Here is a 20,521-nt window from a genome sequence, read left to right on the forward strand (position 1 = left end):
GGGTTCGCGTGGAAGGATGGCGCTGACCATAACGTCGCTCGTTTCCCTGCGTGTGGGTTTTGCGTAACCCAGGTGAACGTCGGGTGTCGCACCCCGCGCCCGAGGTTGCGTGCCAGAACCGCCCGATCAGACGAGGGCGCTCGCCGCCCGCTCCGCGAGATCGAGCACTGGTTGCGGCACGATGCCCAGGATCACCGTCACCGCCGCCGCCACGGTGATCGCCGCGATGGTCGGACCACTGGATACCACCGTGGTCGGCGCGCCCGCCGGAGGGTCCGAGAAGAACATCAGCACGATCACCCGCACGTAGAAGAACGCGGCGATCGCGCTGCTGATCACGCCGACGATGACCAGTGGCACGGCACCGCCCGACGCCGCGGCCTGGAACACCGCGAACTTGCTGACGAATCCGCTGGTGAGCGGGATGCCCGCGAAGGCGAGCAGGAACAGCGCGAAGACCGAGCACAGCATCGGCGAGGTCCGGCCGAGCCCTGCCCACCGCGCCAGGTCGGTGACCTCGGCCCCGCGCGAGTCACGGACCAGGCTCACCACCGCGAACGCCCCGAGCGTGCTGAAGCCGTACGCGAGCAGATAGAACATCGTCGACGAGAGTCCGGCCTCGTTGCCGGCGATCAACCCGGTGAGGATGAATCCGGCGTGCGCCACCGACGAGTACGCCAGCATCCGTTTGACGTCGGTCTGGGTGACCGCGAGGACCGCGCCGACGACCATCGTCAGGATCGCGACCGCCCACAGCAGCGGACGCCAGTCCCAGTCCAGCCCGGGCACGGCCACGTAGAAGACTCGCAGCGCCGCACCGAAGGCCGCGATCTTGGTGGCCGACGCCATGAACGCCGTGATCGGCGTGGGCGCGCCCTGGTACACGTCCGGGATCCACGAATGGAACGGCACCGCACCGACTTTGAAGAGCAGGCCCACCGAGAGCAATCCGAGGCCGATCTGAGCCAGGGCCTCGTCGCCGGTCCCCGGAGCGATGGCGTCGGCGATACCGGACAGTTCGACCGTGCCGGCATAGCCGTACAGCAGCGCGACGCCGAAGAGGAAGAACGCCGACGAGAAAGCTCCGAGCAGGAAGTACTTGAGGGCGGCCTCCTGGGAGAGCAGTCGCCGTCGACGGGCCAACCCGCACAGCAGGTACAGCGGCAGGGACAGGACCTCGAGCGCGACGAACATCGTGAGCAGGTCGTCGGCCGCGGGGAACAGCAGCATGCCGCCGACCGCGAACATCGTCAGCGGGAACACCTCGGTCTGTGTGACCCCGGCCCTGGTCGCCTCCTTCTCGGCCACACTGCCCGGGACGGCGGACGCGCGCGGCGTGAACGCGTCGACCGGTCCGCCGCCGGCCGCCGCACCGACCCGATCGGCGCTCCGGTCCGTGCCCCGGTCGGCTATCAGCGCGATCGCGAGCATCGACACCAGCAGGATCGTCCCCTGCAGGAACAGCGTCGGACCGTCGATCGCGACGGACCCCGAGACGGCGACGGCCCGTGTCCCGGACAGCGCGACGACCGCGACGAACGCCGCAGCGAGACCGCCGAGCGCGAGCACGACGTGGGTCGCGTACCGGATGCGCCGGGGCCCGAACGCCTCGACGAGGACACCGACGACCGCGACACCGAACACGATCAGCATCGGCGAGAGCAGGCTGTACTCGATGCTGGGGGCGGGCAGAACTCCGTCGGCGAGAGTCACCGGGGGCCACCTCCGTCCTGCTCGGCGACGACCGGCCCGGGATCCTGCCGATCGATCGTGGTCAGCGTGTTGTCGACCGCGGGTGTGATGACGTCGAGGATCGGCTTGGGATAGACCCCGAGGATCAGGAGCAGCGCGATCAGCGGCGCGACCACCGCGATCTCACGACGTCTCAGATCGCGGATGCGTTCGTTCCCGGTCCGGACCGGGCCGGTCATCATCCGCTGGTACAGCCACAGCACGTACAGCGCCGCGAGGACCAGCGCGATCGTCGCGAGGACCGCGGCCAGCGGATAGCGGGTGTAGGTCCCGATCAGCACGAGGAACTCGCTGATGAACGGGGCCAGCCCCGGCAGCGACAGCGTGGCCAGGCCGGCGATCAGGAACGTGCCGGCCATCAGCGGCGCCACCTTCTGCACACCGCCGTAGTCCGCGATGGCCCGGGTGCCGCGGCGCGAGACCAGGAATCCGGCCACCAGCATCAGTGCGGCGGTGGAGAATCCGTGATTGACCATGTAGAGGGTCGAGCCGCTCTGGCCCTGGCTGGTCATCGCGAACACGCCCAGCACGATGAAGCCGAAGTGGGAGATCGAGGTGTACGCGATCAGGCGCATCACGTCGGTCTGACCGATCGCCAGCAGCGCGCCGTACACGATGCTGATCACGGCGAGCGTCACCACGAGCGGCGCGAAATACTGTGCGGCGTCGGGGAACAGCTGCAGGCAGTAGCGCAGCATCGCGAACGTGCCCACCTTGTCGACCACGGCCATCATGAGGACGGCGCTGACCGGGGTGGCCTCGACCGCGGCGTCCGGGAGCCAGCTGTGCAGCGGCCACAGCGGCGCCTTCACCGCGAACGCGAACATGAACCCGAGGAACAGTGCGTTGGCGACCGGCGCATCGATCGGCAGCGCGCCGGAAGACACGGCGTCGACGATGGCCCGGAAGTCGAACGTCCCCGTCTCGAACGGGCTGTCCGCCCCCGCCGTCACCACGTACAGACCGATCACCGCGGCGAGCATGATCAGGCCGCCGAACAGGTTGTACAGCAGGAACTTCACGGCCGCGCGGGACCGACCGATGCCGGCCGGCCCGAACCCACCGATGAGGAAGTACATCGGGATCAGCATGGCCTCGAAGAAGACGTAGAACAGCAGGATGTCGAGGGACAGGAACGACATCAGCACCATCGACTCGACGATCAGGATCAGCGCGACGTACATGTGCGTGGCGCGCGGCCGAGAATCGTCCGGGGCCACATCACGCCACCCGGCCAGCAACAGCAGCGGCACGAGGACGGCGGTCAGCAGCACCAGCGCCAACGCGATGCCGTCGAGACCCAGCTCGTACCGGGTCCCGAAGGCCGGTATCCACGAATGCGATTCGACGAACTGATACTGCTCGCCACCCGGGTCGAAGCGGATCGCGAGGACCACGGCCACCACGAGGGTCAGCAGTGCCGCCGCCACCGCCAGCCACTTCGCGACGACCCTCGTCCGGGCCGGCGTCCCCAGTGCCGCGGCCGCACCCACCAGTGGCAGTGCCCACAGCACCGTCAGCCAGGGAAAGTCGTTCATCCCGCCCTCCCGACCAGTGCGGCGGCGACCACGACGGCCGCGCCGACGAACATGTACAGGGCGTACGACCGGACGAAGCCGGTCTGCAACCGCCGCAGCGCCACCGACGCGACACCGAGCAGGCCGGCGACACCGCCGACCACTCCGTCGATGCCCTTGTCCTCGACCGTCGTCAACGCCCGCACCAACTGCTGTCCGGGGCGCATGAACACGGCCTCGTCGACGGCATCGCCGTAGAGGTCGCTGCGCGCGGCGACGGTCAGGACCGACACCTCCTCCGGCGCCGAGGTGGGGACCGGGCGTGTCGCGTACTGCCGCCACGCGATGCCGACACCGACCAGGACCACCGCCAGCGTGACGACGGTGATCGCCCACACCGGGACGGCGAGTTCCGCATGCTCCGCGGCCGCGCCGAACTCGGTCCAGACCGGGTCGAGCCAGTGCTCGAGCGTGCCGCCGATCGCGAGCAACCCACCGGCCGCGACCGAGCCGACCGCGATCACCACCATCGGCACCGTCATCACACCGGGCGACTCGTGCGGATGGGTGCCCGCTTCCCAGCGCCGTTCGCCGAAGAACGTCATCAGCATCACGCGCGTCATGTAGAACGCCGTCAGACCGGCACCGAGCAGCGCGACGGTGCCGAGGGCGGCGCCACCGACACCGCCCGACCCGAACGCGGCCTCGATGATCTTGTCCTTGGAGAAGAAGCCGGAGAACGGCGGTATCCCGATGATTGCGAGGTAGCCGAAACCGAAGGTGGCGAACGTGATCGGCATCAGTGTCCGCAGTCCGCCGTAACGGCGCATGTCGGTCTCGTCGTTCATCCCGTGCATCACCGATCCGGCGCCGAGGAACAGTCCGGCCTTGAAGAACCCGTGGGCGAGCAGCAGCATGATCGCGAACGCGTAACCCGCCGGACCGAGTCCGGCAGCCATTACCATGTAGCCGATCTGGCTCATCGTCGACGCCGCGAGCGCCTTCTTGATGTCGTCCTTGGCGCAGCCGATGATCGCGCCGAACAGCAGGGTGACCGCTCCGACGAGCACGACCGCGACCTGTGCGCCGGGCGACGCCTCGAAGATCGGGCCGGATCGGACGATCAGGTAGACACCCGCGGTGACCATCGTCGCCGCGTGGATGAGCGCCGACACCGGTGTGGGGCCCTCCATCGCGTCGCCCAGCCACGACTGCAGCGGAACCTGCGCCGACTTGCCGCACGCCGCGAGCAGCAAGGTCAGGCCGAGCGCGGTGGTCACTCCGCCGCTCGCGTCGCCCACACCGCCGAGGACGTCGGTGAACGACACCGAGCCGAACGTCGCGAACATGATCATCAGCGCGACGATCAGACCCATGTCGCCGACGCGGTTGACCACGAACGCCTTCTTCGCCGCGGTCGCGGCGGTCGGCTTGAACTGCCAGAACCCGATGAGCAGGTACGACGCGAGACCCACACCCTCCCAGCCGACGTAGAGGCCGAGGTAGTTGTCGGCGAGGACCAGCAGCAGCATCGCGGCGAGGAACAGATTGAGGTACGCGAAGAACCGCCTGCGATCGGGATCTGTCTTCATGTAGCCGACCGAGTAGATGTGGATGAGCGATCCGACACCGGTGATCAGCAGCACGAAGCACATCGACAACTGGTCGAGCCGGAGGCCGAAGTCCACCTGCAGCTCGGCCACCGGAAGCCACGTGAACAGATCCTGCTGCGCGACACGGTCCGACGCGTCCCGGCCGATCAGGTCGACGAACAGTGCCACCGCGACCACGAAGGATGCGAGCGCCGCGGTGCACCCGAGGAGGTGGCCCCAGCGGTCGCTGCGCCGACCGGCGAGCAGTAGGACCGCGGCGCCGACCAGCGGCAGTGCCGGCAGGAGCCAGATGAGTGACTGAATTCCCGTCCCCCCGTTCACGTCAGTACTTCAGCAGGTCGGCGTCGTCGACCGAGGCCGAACGACGGGTGCGGAAGATGGTCATGATGATCGCGAGTCCGATGACGACCTCGGCCGCGGCGACCACCATCGTGAAGAACGCGAACACCTGGCCGTCGAGGTTGCCGTGCATCCGGGCGAACGTCACGAAGGCCAGGTTGGCGGCGTTGAGCATCAGCTCGATGCACATGAACACGACGATCGCGTTGCGCCGCAGCAGCACTCCCGCCGCGCCGATCGTGAAGAGCAGCGCCGCCAGGTACAGGTAGTTCTCCGGGTTCATCGCTCCCCCTCCGGGTCGGACGACTCGGCGGCCGGCGGAACACTGCGCGGCGTGAGCAATTTGCTGACCGATTCCCGCGCGTAGGTGCCGTCGGGCAATCGCGCCGGCATGTCGACGGCGTTGTGCCGCGCGTAGACGCCGGGGCTGGGCGGTGGCGTGACGCGGGCGGTCGCGTCGGGCTCGCCCGCACCCCAGTCGCGGAACCGCTGCTGGGACATCTCCCGCTGACCGAGGCGCCGCTCGAAGCGTTCGCGGTGCGCCAGCACCATCGCGCCGATCGTCGCGGTGATCAGCAGCGCGCCGGTGAGTTCGAACACCCACACGTACCGGATGAACACGATCTCGGCGAGGCCCTCGACGTTTCCGCCGGCATTCGCCCGGTCCAGGCCCACGAATCCGACCCGCGTGCCGTCCGGGCCGATCGACCCGACCGTCGCATTGCCGAGTCCCCCGATCAGCAGCAGCCCGAACCCGACCCCGGCCACGACCGCGGCAATCCGCTGCCCGCGAAGCGTTTCGACCAGCGAATCGGACGAGTCCACGCCGATGAGCATCACCACGAACAGGAACAGCATCATCACCGCGCCGGTGTAGACCACCACCTGCACGACGCCGAGGAACAGCGCACCCTGTGCAATGTAGAAGACCGCGAGGATGATCATCGTCATCGCGAGGAAGATCGCCGAGTACACCGCCTTGGGCGCGCACACCACGCCGAGCGCGCCGATCACCGCGATGGTGCCCAGGATCCAGAACTGCACGCCCTCACCGGTGGATGTCCGGGTGAAGGTGTCCGCGGCCAGCAGCGCCGTCGCGTTCAACATCCCGGCGTCCACTAGGTCACCTCCCCGGGTCGCGTCGCGGGACCGGTCGCCGTGCCGGTCACCGTCCCCCGGTAGTAGTCCTCGTCGGTGCTGCCCGGCGCCATGGGGTGTGGCGGGGGTTCCATGCCCGGCTGCAGCGGCGCGAGCAGCCGGTCCTTCTCGTAGATCAGGTCGGCGCGGTTGTCGTCGGCCATCTCGTATTCGTTGGTCATCGTGAGCGCGCGGGTGGGACACGCCTCGACGCAGAGCCCGCAGCCGATGCAGCGCAGGTAGTTGATCTGGTAGACGCGGCCGTACCGCTCCCCCGGCGAGAACCGTTCCTCGTCGGTGTTGTCGGCGCCCTCGACGTAGATCGCGTCGGCCGGGCACGCCCACGCACACAACTCGCAGCCGATGCACTTCTCGAGGCCGTCCGGGTGGCGGTTGAGTTGGTGGCGGCCGTGGTACCGCTCGGCCGTCGGCACCTTCTGCTCGGGATAGAACTCGGTCACGGGTTTCTTGAACATCGTCGAGAAGGTCACACCGAAACCCGCTACGGAGTCGAAGAAGTCAGGCATCGAAATCCTCCTTTCCGGAGTGGCCGGACCGCACGAGCGTGCGGTCGGACCGTGCGCCCTGGCCGGGCAGGGGCGGAACCGGGAATCCACCGGCCATCGGGTCGAAGGGTTCGCGCACCGACGGTGTCTCCGGGCCCGGCACCGGCGGTCCGGAACGCAGCTTGCGGTACAGCAGCGCCAGCAGGAGCAGTCCCACGACCGCGCCGCCGACCGCGAGGACAATCCACCGGGTCTCGTAGCCCTCGATGCGCATCGCGCGCACCGCGGCGACCACCATGACCCACACGACGGAGACCGGGATGAGCACCTTCCATCCGAGGTTCATGAACTGGTCGTAACGCAGGCGCGGCAGGGTGCCGCGCAGCCAGACGAACACGAAGAGGAAGCCCCAGACCTTCGCGGCGAACCACAGCAGCGGCCACCACCCGGAGTTGGCGCCGTCCCACATGTTCAGCGGCCACGGCGCGTGCCAGCCACCGAGGAACAGCGTCGCCGCCAGCGCCGAAACCGTCACCATGTTGACGTACTCGGCGAGCATGAACATCGCGAACCGCAGCGACGAGTACTCCGTGTGGAAACCGCCGACCAGTTCGCCCTCGGCCTCGGGCAGGTCGAACGGCGCCCGATTGGTCTCGCCGACCATCGACGTGACGTAGATGAGGAACGACGGCAGCAGTAGGAACACGTACCAGTGGCCGTTCTGCGCGGCAACGATTCCCGACGTCGACATCGTGCCGGCATCGAGGAACACCGCCGCGAACGACAGCGCCATCGCAACCTCGTACGAGATCACCTGCGCGGTGGACCGCAGGCCACCCAGCAGCGGATAGGTCGAACCGGATGCCCACCCCGCCAGCACGATTCCGTACACGCCGACGGAGGTGACGGCGAGGATGTAGAGGACGGCCACCGGCAGGTCGGTGAGCTGCAACGGTGTCCGGTGTCCGAGGATCGAGACCTCGGGACCGAACGGGATCACCGCGAACGCCATGAACGCCGGCACGGTCGCGATGATCGGCGCCAGGAGGTAGACAGGTTTGTCGACGCCCTTGGGGACGATGCCCTCCTTGAGCGCGAGCTTGATGCCGTCGGCGAGGCTCTGCAGGATGCCGCGGGGGCCGACCCGGTCGGGGCCGACCCGCATCTGCATCCACGCCAGCACCTTCCGTTCGGCGTAGATCGCGATCAGCACGGTGAGCACCAGGAACACGAAGATGCCCAGTGCCTTCGCGACGACCAGCCACCACGGGTCGTGTCCGAACATCGACAGGTCCGTGTAGGCCAGGGTGGTGATCGGGGTGGTCATCGCCGAGCCTCCCCCCGTGCCGGATTCGCCGCTGCGCCGGCGAACTCTCCGCGGCGGATGCGTACGACGTCGCCGGGCCCCCGGCCGAGTTGCCGGTACACCGCCGACCCGGGCGAGTTCAGCGGCAGCCACACCACCCGGTAGGGCAGGTCGGTCACCTCGAGCGGCAGCGTGACGGCTCCCGTGTCGCTCTCCACGGTCACCGGATCACCGTCCCGGGCACCGATCTCGTCGGCGCAGTCGGCCGAGAGTCGCAGCACCGGTGCGCGGGCCGTGCCCGCGAGGTACGGTTCGGCGTCCTGCATCCGCCCGGCGTCGAGCAGCATCCGCCAGCCCGCGAGCACGGCCTCGCCCGGACCCGGTTCCCGTGCCCCGCGCGGAACCACGTCGGGCGCGGTGGGGCGAGTCCCGTCCCACACCCCGAGCCGTCCGAGTTCGGCGTGCGCGGCGGCTACGTCCGGCAGACCGAGGCGGGCACCCATCTCGGCGGCGAGGGCGTCGAGCACCCGCTGGTCGGGCACGGTGCCGGTGGTGCGCAGCGCGGCCTCGAACGGTCGCCCACGGCCTTCCCAATCGACGAAGGCGCCGTCCTTCTCCGCGACGGGCGCCACCGGGAACACCACATCGGCACGGTCGGTGACCGCGCTGCGACGCAACTCGAGGCTGACGACGAACCCGGCGGTGTCGATCGCCGACAATGCGAGCCGCGGATCCGGCAGATCGTCGAGTTCGACACCACCGACCAGTAATCCACCGAGATCCCCCGATACGGCGGCGGCGAGCATGGCAGCGGTGTCGCGGCCGGTCGTGCCCGGGAGGTCGCCGACCCCCCACGCGGCGGCAACCTGCCGACGGGCCTCGGCGTCCACGACCGGCCGACCGCCGGGCAACAGGCACGGCAGCGCCCCGGCCTCGAGCGCACCGCGCTCACCGGCCCGCCGCGGCACCCACGCCAGGTGCGCCCCCGTGTCGTCGGCGAGGCGCGCCAGCGCGGACAACGCGCCCGGGATCGCAGCGGCCCGCTCCCCGACCAGGATCACCGCGCCGGGGCAACGCAGGAACTCCGAACTGCCCAACTCGTCGAGGAGCGCCGGCTCGTCCCCGGGGACCGCACGCAGCAGCCGGCCGGACATCTTCCCGAGACCACGGCTCCCGAACGGCGCAATCGAGAGCACCACGGTCCTCTTGGTACGCACTGCCTTTCGCAGCCGCAGGAAGACGATCGGCGATTCTTCCTCGGGTTCGAACGCGACCAGCAGGACGGCAGGCGCCCGATCGAGATCGTCGTAGGTGACCGCCGCCGGATCTGCGCCCAGCATGCGGCCGGCTACCCGTGCCGCGAGGAAGTCCGCTTCCTCGGCCGAGTGCACGCGCGCACGGAAATCGACGTCGTTGGTGCCCAGCACGATCCGCGCGAACTTCGAGTAGGCGTAGGCGTCCTCGTACGTGACCCGCCCACCGACCAGCACACCGACACCGCCGTCGGCCGATCGCAGCCCCCGCGCCGCGACCGCCAGCGCCTCCGGCCACGAAGCGGGAACCAGATCACCCGTGGCGCCGCGGATCATCGGCGTCTCGATCCGATCCGGCTCACCGGCGTACGTGAACGCCCAACGGCCCTTGTCGCAGTTCCACTCCTCGTTGACCTGCGGATCGTCACCGGCCAGGCGACGCAGCACGGTGCCGCGGCGGTGATCGGTGCGCTGCGCGCATCCGCTCGCGCAGTGCTCGCACACGCTGGGGCTCGAGACCAGGTCGAACGGCCGCGCCCGGAACCGGTACGCCGCCCCGGTGAGGGCACCGACCGGGCAGATCTGGACGGTGTTGCCGGAGAAGTACGAGTCGAACGGCTCGTCCTCCCCGATGCCCACCTGCTGCAGCGCGCCGCGTTCGAGGAGTTCGATCATCGGGTCGCCCGCGATCTGCCTCGAGAACCGCGTGCACCGCGCGCACAGCACGCATCGCTCACGATCCAGCAGGACCTCGGTCGACAGCGGAATCGGCTTGGGGAAGGTGCGTTTGACGCCACCGAACCGGGACTCGGCCCGACCGCTGGACATCGCCTGATTCTGCAGTGGGCACTCACCGCCCTTGTCGCACACCGGGCAGTCCAGCGGATGGTTGATGAGCAGCAGTTCCATCACGCCCTTCTGCGCCTTGTCAGCGACCTCGGACGTGACCTGGGTGTGGACCACCATGCCGTCCGTCGCGACGGTGGTGCACGACGCGAGCGGCTTGCGCTGCCCCTCCACCTCGACGAGACACTGGCGGCACGCACCCACCGGTTCGAGCAGCGGGTGGTCGCAGAACCGGGGGATCTGAATCCCGATCCCCTCGGCCGCGCGGATCACCAGTGTCCCCTTCGGGACGGTGACCTCCACCCCGTCGATCGTGAAGGTCACCCGGTCCGACAGCACCGGCTGCCCGGACGCGTCGACGTTGACGTTGACGGTCATGGCGTCCCCCTTTCCGGTCCCGCGGCGACCCGGGAGACGAGTGCCGCCTCGCCCGGGTCGAACGGACAGCCGTGGTGGTCGAGGTGGGCGATGTATTCGTCGCGGAAGTACTTCAGCGACGACATGATCGGGCTGGCCGCGCCGTCACCGAGTGCGCAGAACGACTTGCCGAGGATGGTGTCCGAGATGTCGAGCAGCTTCGACAGGTCCTCCTCGGTGCCGTCGCCGCGCTCGAGCCGTTCGAGGATCTGCACCAGCCAGTACGTGCCCTCCCGGCAGGGGGTGCACTTGCCGCACGACTCGTGGGCGTAGAACTCCGTCCAGCGCAACACCACCCGGACGACACAGGTGGTCTCGTCGAAGATCTGCAGCGCCTTGGTGCCCAGCATGGACCCGGCCGCGGCGACGCCCTCGTAGTCGAGCGGCACGTCGAGGTGCTCGTCGGTGAAGATCGGCGTGGACGATCCGCCCGGCGTCCAGAACTTGAGGCGATGCCCGGCCCGGACGCCGCCCGCGTAGTCGAGCAACTGCCGCAACGTGATTCCCAGCGGTGCCTCGTACTGTCCGGGCCTGGTCACGTGGCCGGACAGGGAGTAGAGGGTGAACCCGGGTGACGCCTCGCTGCCCATGCTGCGGAACCATTCGGGTCCGCCGAGGATGATCGGCGGCACGCTCGCGATGGACTCGACGTTGTTGACCACCGTCGGGCAGGCGTACAGACCGGCCACCGCCGGGAACGGCGGGCGCAGACGCGGCTGCCCGCGGCGCCCCTCCAGCGAGTCGAGCAGCGCGGTCTCCTCACCGCAGATGTAGGCGCCGGCGCCGGCGTGGATCACGATGTCGAGGTCGTAGCCGGATCCGAGGATGTCGCGGCCGAGATATCCGGCGTCGTATGCCTCGGCCACCGCGGCCTGGAGTCGGCGCAGCACCGGGACCACCTCGCCGCGCAGATAGATGAAGGCGCGCGCGGCCCGAATCGCGTACGCCGCGATGATCACCCCCTCGATCAGCGCGTGCGGCGTCGCCAACATCAACGGAATGTCCTTGCAGGTCCCCGGTTCCGACTCGTCCGCGTTGACGACCAGGTAGTGCGGCTTGGCGGTGCCGGCGGCGCTGCTGACGGGCGGGTCCTGCGGGATGAACGACCACTTCATGCCGGTCGGGAACCCGGCCCCGCCGCGGCCACGCAGCCCGGCGTCCTTGACCGTCTGGATCACCTCGTCCGGGTTCGTTCCGAGCGCCTTCCGCAGCGCGATGTAGCCGTCGTGGCGGTGGTAGGTGTCGAGGGTCCACGACCGAGCCTCGTCCCAGTACCGGCTCAGCACCGGCGTCAGTGCGTCGGCCCCGTCGTGCCCCGGACGATCCTGATGCTCGCGACTGGCACGCAGGCCGGCCAGTGTCGCGTCGCCGGCCCCGCCGCCCGCCTCGAGCGCCCCGGGGCGCCGGTCGGGGAACCCGGCGAGCACCCGGGCCGTGTCGCGGAACGAGCACAGCGGCGCACCGCGACTGGGGGTGACGGTCTCTCCCGACCGGAGGGCGTCCACTATCCCGGTCGCCGACGCCGGTGTCTGGTTGTCGAAGAACTCCCAGTTCACCATCATCACGGGCGCGAAGTCGCAGGCCGCGTTGCACTCGATGTGCTCGAGGGTCACCGATCCGTCCGCGGTGGTCTCGCCGTCGTCGATCCCGAGGTGTTCACGGAGCGCGGTGTGGATCGCGTCGCCACCCATCACCGCGCACAGGCTGTTGGTGCAGACGCCGACGTGGTACGTGCCGGTGGGACTGCGCCGGTACATCGTGTAGAACGTGGCGACCGCGGTGACCTCGGCAGCGGTGAGACCGAGTTGTCGTGCGCAGAAGTCGATTCCCGCCGGGGAGACGTAGCCGTCCTCGGACTGCACCAGGTGCAGCAGCGGCAGCAACGCCGAACGGCCGGGGCCGTCGGGGCCGCGCTCGTGGTCCGCCGCGGCATCGCGGGTCTCGTAGCGGGCGATGATCTCCTCGGCGTCGGCCGCCAGCCGGGCGTGCACGTCCGGCGGATAGCTCGGACGGTCGCCGGGACGGCCCAACTCGACGAACACCGGGCCCGGTCCGTCGGCTTCTCGCGCGTCGGTCATCGGTCCACTCCCCCCATGACGGGATCGATGCTGGCGACGGACGCGATCACGTCGGCCACCATGCCTCCCTCGCACATCGCAGAGACGGCCTGCAGATTGGTGAACGACGGATCCCGGTAGTGCACCCGGAAGGGCCGGGTTCCACCGTCGCTGACCATGTGCACGCCCAGCTCGCCGCGCGGCGACTCCACCGCGATGTACACCTGGCCGGGAGGTACCCGGAATCCCTCGGTGACCAGCTTGAAGTGGTGGATCAGTTCCTCCATCGAGGTGCCCATGATCCGCCGGATGTGTTCGAGCGAGTTCCCGAGCCCGTCGGCGCCGACGGCCAGGTCGGCGGGCCAGGCAATCTTCTTGTCCGCCAACATGACCGGTCCCGGGCGCAGGCGATCGAGGCACTGTTCGACGATCTTCAGCGACTCGGCCATCTCGCGCAGACGGATGAGGTAGCGGCTGTAACAGTCGGATCCGGACTCGGTGACGACCTCGAACTCGTAGGTCTCGTAGCCGCAGTACGGATCCGACCGGCGCACGTCCAACGGCAGGCCGGTGGCACGCAGAATGGGTCCGGTGACACCGAGAGCCATGCAGCCCGTCAGGTCCAGGTAGCCGATGCCCTTCGTCCGGGCCTTCCAGATCGGATTGGCGCTCAGCAGGTCCTCGATGTCCTTCAACCGCCGCGGCATGAGGTCGAGCAGCTCGCGCACCTTCCCGACGGCGCCGTCGGGAAGGTCCTGCGACAGCCCGCCGGGGCGGATGTACGCGTGGTTCATGCGCAATCCGGTGATCATCTCGAACACGTCCAGGACCAGTTCGCGTTCCCGGAAGCCGAACAGCATCGGGGTGATCGCGCCCAGTTCCATGCCGCCCGTCGCGAGCGCGACGAGATGGGACGAGATCCGGTTGAGCTCCATGAGCAGGACACGGATGACGGTGGCGCGGTCGGGGATCTGGTCGGTGACGTCGAGCAACTTCTCGACGCCCAGGCAGTACGCGACCTCGTTGAAGAACGGGGACAGATAGTCCATCCGGGTGACGAACGTGACGCCCTGCGTCCAGTTGCGGTACTCGAGATTCTTCTCGATCCCCGTGTGCAGGTATCCGACACCGCAGCGGGCCTCGGTGACCGTCTCTCCCTCGATCTCGAGGATCAGCCGCAGCACCCCGTGCGTCGACGGATGCTGTGGACCCATGTTCACGACGATGCGTTCCGCCCCGGCGTCGTGCGCCGCGGTGGCCGCGTCCGCGAACTCGTCCCAGTCCTGCCCGCCGACGGTGAACACCGCGTCGCCGTCACCGTTCCGAGCGAAGGGATCGCGAGGATGGCTCACTGGTAGGCCCTCCGTTCGTCCGGTGGCGGGATCTTCGCCCCCTTGTACTCGACGGGAATGCCGCCGAGGGGGTAGTCCTTGCGCTGTGGGTGTCCCACCCAGTCGTCGGGCATCTCGATCCTGGCGAGCGACGGGTGACCGTCGAAGATCAGGCCGAAGAAGTCGTAGGTCTCCCGCTCGTGCCAGTCCGTGGTGGGGTACACCCCGTACAGCGACGGGACGTGCGGGTCGGCGTCCGGCACGGCCACCTCGAGCCGTATCCGGCGGCCGTGGGTGATCGACATCAGCGGGTACACCGCGTGCAGTTCCCGCCCGGAGTCCTGCGGGTAGTGCACCCCGCTGACCCCCAGGCACAGTTCGAACCGCAGGTCCGGGTCGTCGCGCAACAACCGTGCGACCGTCGGCAGGCACTCGCGCCGCACGTGCAGGGTCAGCTCCCCGCGGAAGACGACGACCCGCTCGACGGCGTCGTCGAACAGCGTGCCGCTGCCGTCGAGCGCGGCGGCGAGCGTGTCGACGACAACGTCGAAGTAGCCGCCGTAGGGACGAGATGTGCCGCCCGGCAACGTGACCGGTCGCACCAGTCGACCGTAACCGGATGTGTCGCCGGTGCCACCGACCCCGAACATGCCCTGCCGGAGACCGATCATCTCGCCGCCCGCGACCGACTCGGGTGGCACCGTCCCCTCCGGACCGGCGGTGGCCTCGGGATCGGGGCCACCGAGGCCGCGGTCACGCTCGTCCGTCATCGCAGCACCGTCCCCGCGCCGTGCCCCGGCAAGCCGAGGTCGATCGTGGGCCTGGCGGCCAGCGCCGCCTCCTCCGCCGCCCGCACGGCCTGCTCACGATTGACCCCGAGCGGCATCTCCTGGATCTTGGCGTGCAGCATCAGGATCGCATTGAGCAGCATCTCGGGGCGCGGCGGACAGCCGGGCAGGTAGATGTCGACAGGAACCACGTGGTCGACGCCTTGCACGATCGCGTAGTTGTTGAACATCCCACCCGACGACGCGCACACCCCCATCGCGAGCACCCACTTGGGCTCGACCATCTGGTCGTAGACCTGACGCAGCACCGGTGCCATCTTCTGACTGACCCGGCCGGCGACGATCATGAGATCGGCCTGGCGTGGGGACGCCCGGAACGCCTCCATCCCGAAGCGGGCGATATCGAACCGGCCGGACGTGGTGGCCATCATCTCGATCGCACAGCAGGCCAGGCCGAAGGTGGCAGGCCACAGCGAGCCCTTGCGCGCGTAGCCGGCAACGGTCTCGACCGTGCTCAGCACGAAACCACTCGGCAGCTTCTCCTCGAGACCCATACCCGGTTCACCTCCGCTCGGTAGTCACCCGAAACACGCCTAGTCCCAGCTCAATCCCCCACGCCGCCACTCGTACACGTAGGCCACCGCGACGTTGAACACGAACACGGCCATCACGGCCAGACCGAACACACCGAGCGCGTCGAAGTGGACGGCCCACGGGTAGAGGAACACGATCTCGATGTCGAAGATGATGAACAGCATCGCTGTGAGGTAGTACTTCACCGGGATCCGCTGTCCGGCCAGGCCACGCCCGACTTCCGCGGGGGTTGGCTCGATCCCGCACTCGTACGGCTCGAGCTTGGCACGGTTGAGCCGCCTGGGTCCCACGACCGACGCGACGATCACGGAGAAGACCGCGAACGCGGCGGCAATCGCCCCGAGCACGAGAATCGGCACGTATGCGTTCACGTCGCCTCAGCTCCTCTCGTCGCGAGCCTGGCCGCCCATGCCCGATGCCGGACGGTCGCACCCAGACCACGAGCGGCGGGTAGCCACGAGAGACGCACAATCACGCAATCAGGAGAATCCACCCGCAGAATGTGATCTACGCCTCAGCCTACCGGGACAGGCGCCACCCTTGGCTTCGGTTTTACCCCGCGAGTCTTCCGATGCCGGCGCAATATCGAGCCGGAACCGGTTACATCACGGCCGCCGCAGCAGCGGAACAACGGCCGCTGCCAGGCGGAAGGGGTCGATCGGGTGCGCCACCGCAGCCTCCGCCCGCGACCAGTCCGCGAGCCAGGCATCGTCGGCGCGTCCGGTCAGCACCACCACCGGCGGGCACACATCGAGCTCGTCCTTGAGCTGCTTGGCGATTCCCAGGCCACCTGCCGGCGCCGCCTCGCCGTCGAGAATCGCCAGATCGATCCCGCCCGCGTCCATCGTGCGGACCACCACGGGCGCCGTCGCGACCTCCACGTACTCCAACTCCGGAAGGTCCGGATGCGGGCGCCGACCGAGGGCTCGCATCACCTGCTCGCGTGTCGAGGCGTCACTGCTGTAGACGAGCACACGCAGCGGATCGGAGGCATCGGAGCGGACGGTCGGATTAGCCACGGACCCGATGCTACGACCGGCCGGCACCCCACACCGGGAGGCGAGTCCGATTCGGGTCGGTCCGCCCGCCCCCGCGCCTAGCGACCGTCGGGAACGAGTGCGGTGACGATCGTGCCTTCCTCGGGGATACCCGAGTCGACGTCGCACAGGCCCGTGCCGTCACGGCTGCATTGGCGATAGTTCCCGAACTCCATCGGAACACCCTGCGCAACAGCAAGGTCGAGGCTGTCCATGACCTGGACGTGCACGTGCGGTTGCGTCGAGTTTCCCGAGTTCCCGCACTCGGCGATCTGTTGCCCCAGCGCCACCTCGTCGCCCACTGCGACGCTGAGCGTGTCTGCCCGCAGGTGGACCACCGCGACGAACATCCCGCTGCGCCGGTCCTGGATGATCAGGTGGTTCCCCGCGATCGAGGCCGGACCTTGCCGCAGGCGGGACGGCTGCCCCACCGCATAGGGGATCAGAGCAAACTGAGATCTGCGCGCCTGGTGATCGGGCTCCCCGTCATGCGCTTGAACGACCACACCGTCGACCGGAGCCAGGATCGGGCGCCCGAAGGCGAAGAACCGGGACGGCGGCTCCGTCGCAAGAAACGTGCGCCAGTCACGTGCCGACGCTGTCCTGCCTCGATCGTCGACCCCGACGAAGTCGATCGCGTATCGCTGGCCGAACACGTCGACACCATGGCTGGGCACTCGCCGTGCCGGACTGTTCTGAACCAGCCACCGACCCGTGAACGGCAGAGCCAACACAACCGCCATGCCTTACCTCCCCGCCGCGGCCGCCCACTCAGCCTGCCGTGGCGCGACGATCCGGTTTCACCAACCGGGAACGGCCACGGGCGTGTACCGGAACTGGCCCGACGCGGATCGGAACGCCCCGAGCGCCCGGTCGATGTGCGACGCGGAGGTGACGAGGACGGCTCCGTCCGCGCCATTTGCGGAGAGGATTCCGGTGGTGTTGCGCGCGTTGTCGACCGTCGAGTACGAGGCGTTCTCGAGGATGATGCTCGCGGGATTGACACCCCTCAGCACCAGGCCGGCGAACATCGCCTGCGATTCGCTGTACGGCAGAGGTTGCGTCGGCCCACCCGCGACGATCACCTTGTTCATCGGATGGAGGCGCGCGATCGCGGCCGCGGTATCCAACCGAGCGTTGAGAACCCCCGGCAGCAACCCGTCGGCGTCGAGTCGGGCACCGAGCACCACGATGTAGCGCGAGGCAGGATCACCGGTGAGATACGCGTGCGCGGCTGCGTACTGGCCCAACGAGGCAACGGTGTCGGAGACCCCGGACCCGGCGGTGTACTCGAGGGTGTCGATGCCCTGATTGATTAGTCCCGGGATGTTGAGCGAGGCGGCATGTGCCGGGGCAGCCGCGAGGAGCGGGAGCACGGCCAGCCCGGCCGCGGCAATAGTGGTTCTCAGCTTGTGCATTCGGCGGTGTCCCCCAGGTTCGACGGTCAGTTCGATTCACGCGCGTCACACCATACGTGCACGACGCGTCCGCGTCAGCTCGAACAGCGTCGGGGACCGCGTTTCAATTCACCACCAGCGCAAGAGCGAAACCGTCCCAGCCCTTCGACCCGACGGTCTGCAGCGCGGTGGCATCGAGTCGGGGTTCGGCCGCCAGCAGGTCGAGCACCTCGCGGCTGGCGCGGACGGCCTCGTCGTCGAGGTCGGGGTTGGACACCGATCCGCCGCGGACGACATTGTCGACGACGATCACCGTGCCGGGCCGCGACAACCGCAGCGCCCACCGCACATAGTTGGAGTTGTTCACCTTGTCGGCGTCGATGAACACCAGGTCGAAGGGCGCGATGCCGTCGGCCTCGACGGCCGGCAGGCTGTCCAGCGCCGCACCGACCCGGATGTCGACCCGGCCGCCGACACCGGCGCGGTCCACGTTGTCCCGGGCGACCGCAGCATGCCGGGGTTCGTACTCGAGCGTGACCACCCGCCCGGACTCCCCTACCGCACGGGCGAGCCAGATGGTGCTGTACCCACCGAGGGTGCCGATCTCGAGCACGCGCGTCGCGCCGACCATGCGCGCCAGCAGGTTCAGCAGCTTGCCCTGCGTCGGCGACACATCGATCGGCGGCAGCCCCGCCGACGCGTTGGCCGCGAGTGCGTGGTCGAGTGCGTCGTCCGCGCCGACCACCGTCTCGACCAGGTAGCGATCGACCTCGGCCCACCGATTCGCGTCATCCTTGCTGTCAGTCATGCCGTCAGCCTAGGGCCGCATCTCGTACGCGCCGTCGTACCCCACGACCTGCTCCCACACCCGGTCGAACCGCTCGGTGTCGACGGCGGGCTTGCGGATCGCGCCGATCGCCCACTCCTGCTGCGCGTCCGTCGACGACGGCTTGCCGTGCAGAGCAACGGCATACCGGGAGAAGTCGCGGATCTGGAAGTCGAAGATCTGCTCGAGCAGATCACGGTCGAGGCCGACGATGTCGGCCTGCTCGAGGATCAGCTGCCCGTAGACGACCAGCTCGAACAGATGCCCGACGGTGAGCAGGAAGTCCAGGTCCTCCCGCTGCGCGTCGTCCGGCCCGGCCGTCGCGAGCAACTCACGTAGCTCGAGCGCCTGCTCGTGGAACCGCGCGACATTGGGGATGTCGGCATGCTCGTCGAACACCCGGGTCCAGTCCTGGAACTGGACCTTGCCCGCGCCCCGGGTGGGGCCCTGCGCCCAGAAGAACGCGTCGTCGGTGGGGTCGGTGCGGGTGGCGACATCGGGATACGACGCCGGATTGAACAGGTAGTTCGGCATGAACTTGAGGATCAGCGCGACGTTGACGTGGACGGTGCCCTCGAGTTTGGGCAACGTGCCGATCAGCTCGGCGGCCTCCCGGAAGTAGGTGTCCTTCTCGTAGCCCTTGGCGGCGATGACGTCGTGCAGCAACGCCATCACCGATTCGCCCTCCGAGGTGACCTTCGCCTTGGTCATCGGGTTGAACAGCAGGTACCGGCGATCCTCCGGTCCCGCACTGCGGAAGTAGTCGACCGCGCGGGCGCTGAACAGCTTCATCGCTACGAGCCGGGTGTAGGCGTCCACGAAGTTGGCCCGCACGTGCGGAAAGTCGGTGACCCGCCGGCCGTACAGAACCCTGTTGTGAGCGTGCGTGATCGCTTCGAAGAAGGCGTGCTCGCAGATCCCGATCGACGCCGTGCACAGGTTGAACTTGCCGACGTTGACGGTGTTGAGCGCCGCCGAGAACGCGTCCGCACCGGTGTGCAGGATGTCCTCCTCCCGCACCGGGTAGTCGCGCAGCGCGAACGTGCTGACGTACATCTGCCCGTGCACGACATTGTCGATGAGGCGGTAGTGCAGGTGCCGGCTGTCGACGACGAAGAAGACGTAGCCGTCGGCCCCCTCGATGTCGGTGCGGCGCCCGAACACCGACACCATGCCGGCGACGTTGCCGTTGCCGATGTAGTACTTGGTGCCGTTCGCGCGGAACGCGGCCGTGCCGTCCGCCGTGTCGGTACGGGGGGTGAGCAGCATGTCGGTCGAGTACACGTCGGCGCCGTGCTCGCGTTCGGACAGGCCGAACGCCATGACCCCGCCGGCATCCAACTGTTCGGCCGCGCGTCGCCGGGCCGTCGGGTTGTCGCTCATCCAGATCGGCCCGAGCCCGAGCACGGTCACCTGCCACAGGTACCAGTAGGACAGCCCGTAGAACCCGAGAATCTCGCTCAGCGCGGCGTTGCGGGCGGCGTCCCACCGCTTGTTGGGATCGCCGTTCGCCTCGGAGGCCGGGGTGAGGAACGTCGCGAACAGACCCTCTCGCCCGGCGAAGTCCAGGAAGTCCCCGGTCCAGATCGCGTGCAGGTCGTCCTGCAGCAGCCGGCGTTTGCCCCGGGCCTCGAACCAGTCGATCGTCGCGCGCAGCAGTCGGCGCGTGTTCGGATCGAAGTCCTTCGGGTCGTAGTCGTGCGGATTCAGCAGCAGCTCGCCCACTGTCATCACCCTCCGGGAAACGGAAGCGGCGCCCGTCGAGGGGCTCATCGTCCACTCTCCCCGAGACCCGTCGCATGCGC

Annotated in this window: 17 protein-coding genes and 1 pseudogene; all 18 read right to left on the reverse strand. The window is 68.7% G+C overall.

Translation table 11 applies throughout. From position 1 onward, the window contains the following. Positions 1–126: 126 nt before the first annotated feature. Entirely contained in the window at positions 127–1,713 is a 1,587-nt protein-coding gene (nuoN, locus tag J2X34_RS19015) for an NADH-quinone oxidoreductase subunit NuoN (RefSeq protein WP_258557710.1), read from the reverse strand. Beyond that, positions 1,710–3,290, reverse strand: coding sequence for an NADH-quinone oxidoreductase subunit M (locus J2X34_RS19020; RefSeq protein WP_429519142.1), 1,581 nt, complete (start codon positions 3,288–3,290; stop codon positions 1,710–1,712). The genes nuoN and J2X34_RS19020 overlap by 4 nt, the downstream gene beginning before the upstream one ends. Further along, positions 3,287–5,203, reverse strand: coding sequence for an NADH-quinone oxidoreductase subunit L (nuoL, locus tag J2X34_RS19025; protein ID WP_429519144.1), 1,917 nt, complete (start codon positions 5,201–5,203; stop codon positions 3,287–3,289). The genes J2X34_RS19020 and nuoL overlap by 4 nt, the downstream gene beginning before the upstream one ends. Position 5,204: 1 nt before the next feature. After that, positions 5,205–5,504: an NADH-quinone oxidoreductase subunit NuoK gene (nuoK, locus tag J2X34_RS19030; RefSeq protein WP_107985339.1), complete on the reverse strand. Its 300-nt coding sequence runs from the start codon at positions 5,502–5,504 to the stop codon at positions 5,205–5,207. Further along, positions 5,501–6,328 (reverse strand): NADH-quinone oxidoreductase subunit J, encoded by an 828-nt coding sequence (locus J2X34_RS19035; RefSeq protein WP_429519146.1) that lies wholly within the window; start codon positions 6,326–6,328, stop codon positions 5,501–5,503. The genes nuoK and J2X34_RS19035 overlap by 4 nt, the downstream gene beginning before the upstream one ends. Before the next feature lie 11 nt (positions 6,329–6,339). Next, on the reverse strand, positions 6,340–6,885 hold the full coding sequence (nuoI, locus tag J2X34_RS19040) for an NADH-quinone oxidoreductase subunit NuoI (protein ID WP_114719708.1): 546 nt from the start codon (positions 6,883–6,885) through the stop codon (positions 6,340–6,342). Between the two features lie 58 nt (positions 6,886–6,943). Further along, a pseudogene (nuoH, locus tag J2X34_RS19045) lies at positions 6,944–8,191 on the reverse strand (NADH-quinone oxidoreductase subunit NuoH); the annotation flags it as partial. Next, positions 8,188–10,647, reverse strand: a complete 2,460-nt coding sequence (locus tag J2X34_RS19050) for an NADH-quinone oxidoreductase subunit G (protein WP_429519148.1) — start codon at positions 10,645–10,647, stop codon at positions 8,188–8,190. The pseudogene nuoH and the gene J2X34_RS19050, both read right to left, overlap by 4 nt. Continuing rightward, positions 10,644–12,764, reverse strand: coding sequence for an NADH-quinone oxidoreductase subunit NuoF (gene nuoF, locus J2X34_RS19055; protein WP_114719702.1), 2,121 nt, complete (start codon positions 12,762–12,764; stop codon positions 10,644–10,646). Before nuoF ends, J2X34_RS19050 begins: the two co-directional genes overlap by 4 nt. After that, on the reverse strand, positions 12,761–14,095 hold the full coding sequence (nuoD, locus tag J2X34_RS19060; protein WP_114719700.1) for an NADH dehydrogenase (quinone) subunit D: 1,335 nt from the start codon (positions 14,093–14,095) through the stop codon (positions 12,761–12,763). The genes nuoF and nuoD overlap by 4 nt, the downstream gene beginning before the upstream one ends. Then, the gene (locus J2X34_RS19065) at positions 14,092–14,844 is read right to left on the reverse strand and encodes an NADH-quinone oxidoreductase subunit C (protein ID WP_114719698.1); all 753 of its coding nucleotides are present in this window, start codon (positions 14,842–14,844) and stop codon (positions 14,092–14,094) included. Before J2X34_RS19065 ends, nuoD begins: the two co-directional genes overlap by 4 nt. Further along, positions 14,841–15,416 (reverse strand): NuoB/complex I 20 kDa subunit family protein, encoded by a 576-nt coding sequence (locus tag J2X34_RS19070; RefSeq protein ID WP_114719696.1) that lies wholly within the window; start codon positions 15,414–15,416, stop codon positions 14,841–14,843. The genes J2X34_RS19065 and J2X34_RS19070 overlap by 4 nt, the downstream gene beginning before the upstream one ends. 39 nt (positions 15,417–15,455) lie before the next feature. Further along, entirely contained in the window at positions 15,456–15,827 is a 372-nt protein-coding gene (locus J2X34_RS19075; RefSeq protein WP_114719694.1) for an NADH-quinone oxidoreductase subunit A, read from the reverse strand. A gap of 234 nt (positions 15,828–16,061) precedes the next feature. Next, the gene (locus tag J2X34_RS19080) at positions 16,062–16,475 is read right to left on the reverse strand and encodes a hypothetical protein (protein ID WP_429519152.1); all 414 of its coding nucleotides are present in this window, start codon (positions 16,473–16,475) and stop codon (positions 16,062–16,064) included. A gap of 77 nt (positions 16,476–16,552) precedes the next feature. Continuing rightward, a complete protein-coding gene (locus J2X34_RS19085; RefSeq protein WP_114719692.1) occupies positions 16,553–17,236 on the reverse strand; it encodes a M23 family metallopeptidase in 684 nt (227 codons plus the stop codon). 57 nt (positions 17,237–17,293) lie between these two features. Continuing rightward, positions 17,294–17,911, reverse strand: coding sequence for a YdcF family protein (locus tag J2X34_RS19090; protein WP_114719690.1), 618 nt, complete (start codon positions 17,909–17,911; stop codon positions 17,294–17,296). 103 nt (positions 17,912–18,014) lie between these two features. Next, the gene (locus tag J2X34_RS19095; RefSeq protein ID WP_114719688.1) at positions 18,015–18,698 is read right to left on the reverse strand and encodes an O-methyltransferase; all 684 of its coding nucleotides are present in this window, start codon (positions 18,696–18,698) and stop codon (positions 18,015–18,017) included. Positions 18,699–18,707: 9 nt separating this feature from the next. Beyond that, a complete protein-coding gene (locus J2X34_RS19100) occupies positions 18,708–20,447 on the reverse strand; it encodes an acyl-CoA dehydrogenase family protein (protein WP_114719686.1) in 1,740 nt (579 codons plus the stop codon). Between the last annotated feature and the right edge of the window lie 74 nt (positions 20,448–20,521).

Origin of the sequence: Rhodococcus sp. BE178 (genome assembly GCF_050433545.1) — a bacterium.
Taxonomy (GTDB): Bacteria; Actinomycetota; Actinomycetes; order Mycobacteriales; family Mycobacteriaceae; genus Prescottella.

Excerpts from the sequence above, each read along its gene's own strand:
- nuoF (WP_114719702.1), bottom strand. The coding sequence starts at position 12,764 with ATGACCGACGCGCGAGAAGCCGACGGACCGGGCCCGGTGTTCGTCGAG.
- J2X34_RS19070 (WP_114719696.1), bottom strand. The coding sequence starts at position 15,416 with ATGGGTCTCGAGGAGAAGCTGCCGAGTGGTTTCGTGCTGAGCACGGTC.
- J2X34_RS19020 (WP_429519142.1), bottom strand. The coding sequence starts at position 3,290 with ATGAACGACTTTCCCTGGCTGACGGTGCTGTGGGCACTGCCACTGGTG.
- nuoI (WP_114719708.1), bottom strand. The coding sequence starts at position 6,885 with ATGCCTGACTTCTTCGACTCCGTAGCGGGTTTCGGTGTGACCTTCTCG.
- nuoK (WP_107985339.1), bottom strand. The coding sequence starts at position 5,504 with ATGAACCCGGAGAACTACCTGTACCTGGCGGCGCTGCTCTTCACGATC.
- J2X34_RS19095 (WP_114719688.1), bottom strand. The coding sequence starts at position 18,698 with ATGACTGACAGCAAGGATGACGCGAATCGGTGGGCCGAGGTCGATCGC.
- J2X34_RS19065 (WP_114719698.1), bottom strand. The coding sequence starts at position 14,844 with ATGACGGACGAGCGTGACCGCGGCCTCGGTGGCCCCGATCCCGAGGCC.
- J2X34_RS19050 (WP_429519148.1), bottom strand. The coding sequence starts at position 10,647 with ATGACCGTCAACGTCAACGTCGACGCGTCCGGGCAGCCGGTGCTGTCG.
- J2X34_RS19100 (WP_114719686.1), bottom strand. The coding sequence starts at position 20,447 with ATGACAGTGGGCGAGCTGCTGCTGAATCCGCACGACTACGACCCGAAG.
- J2X34_RS19035 (WP_429519146.1), bottom strand. The coding sequence starts at position 6,328 with ATGTTGAACGCGACGGCGCTGCTGGCCGCGGACACCTTCACCCGGACA.
- J2X34_RS19090 (WP_114719690.1), bottom strand. The coding sequence starts at position 17,911 with ATGCACAAGCTGAGAACCACTATTGCCGCGGCCGGGCTGGCCGTGCTC.
- J2X34_RS19085 (WP_114719692.1), bottom strand. The coding sequence starts at position 17,236 with ATGGCGGTTGTGTTGGCTCTGCCGTTCACGGGTCGGTGGCTGGTTCAG.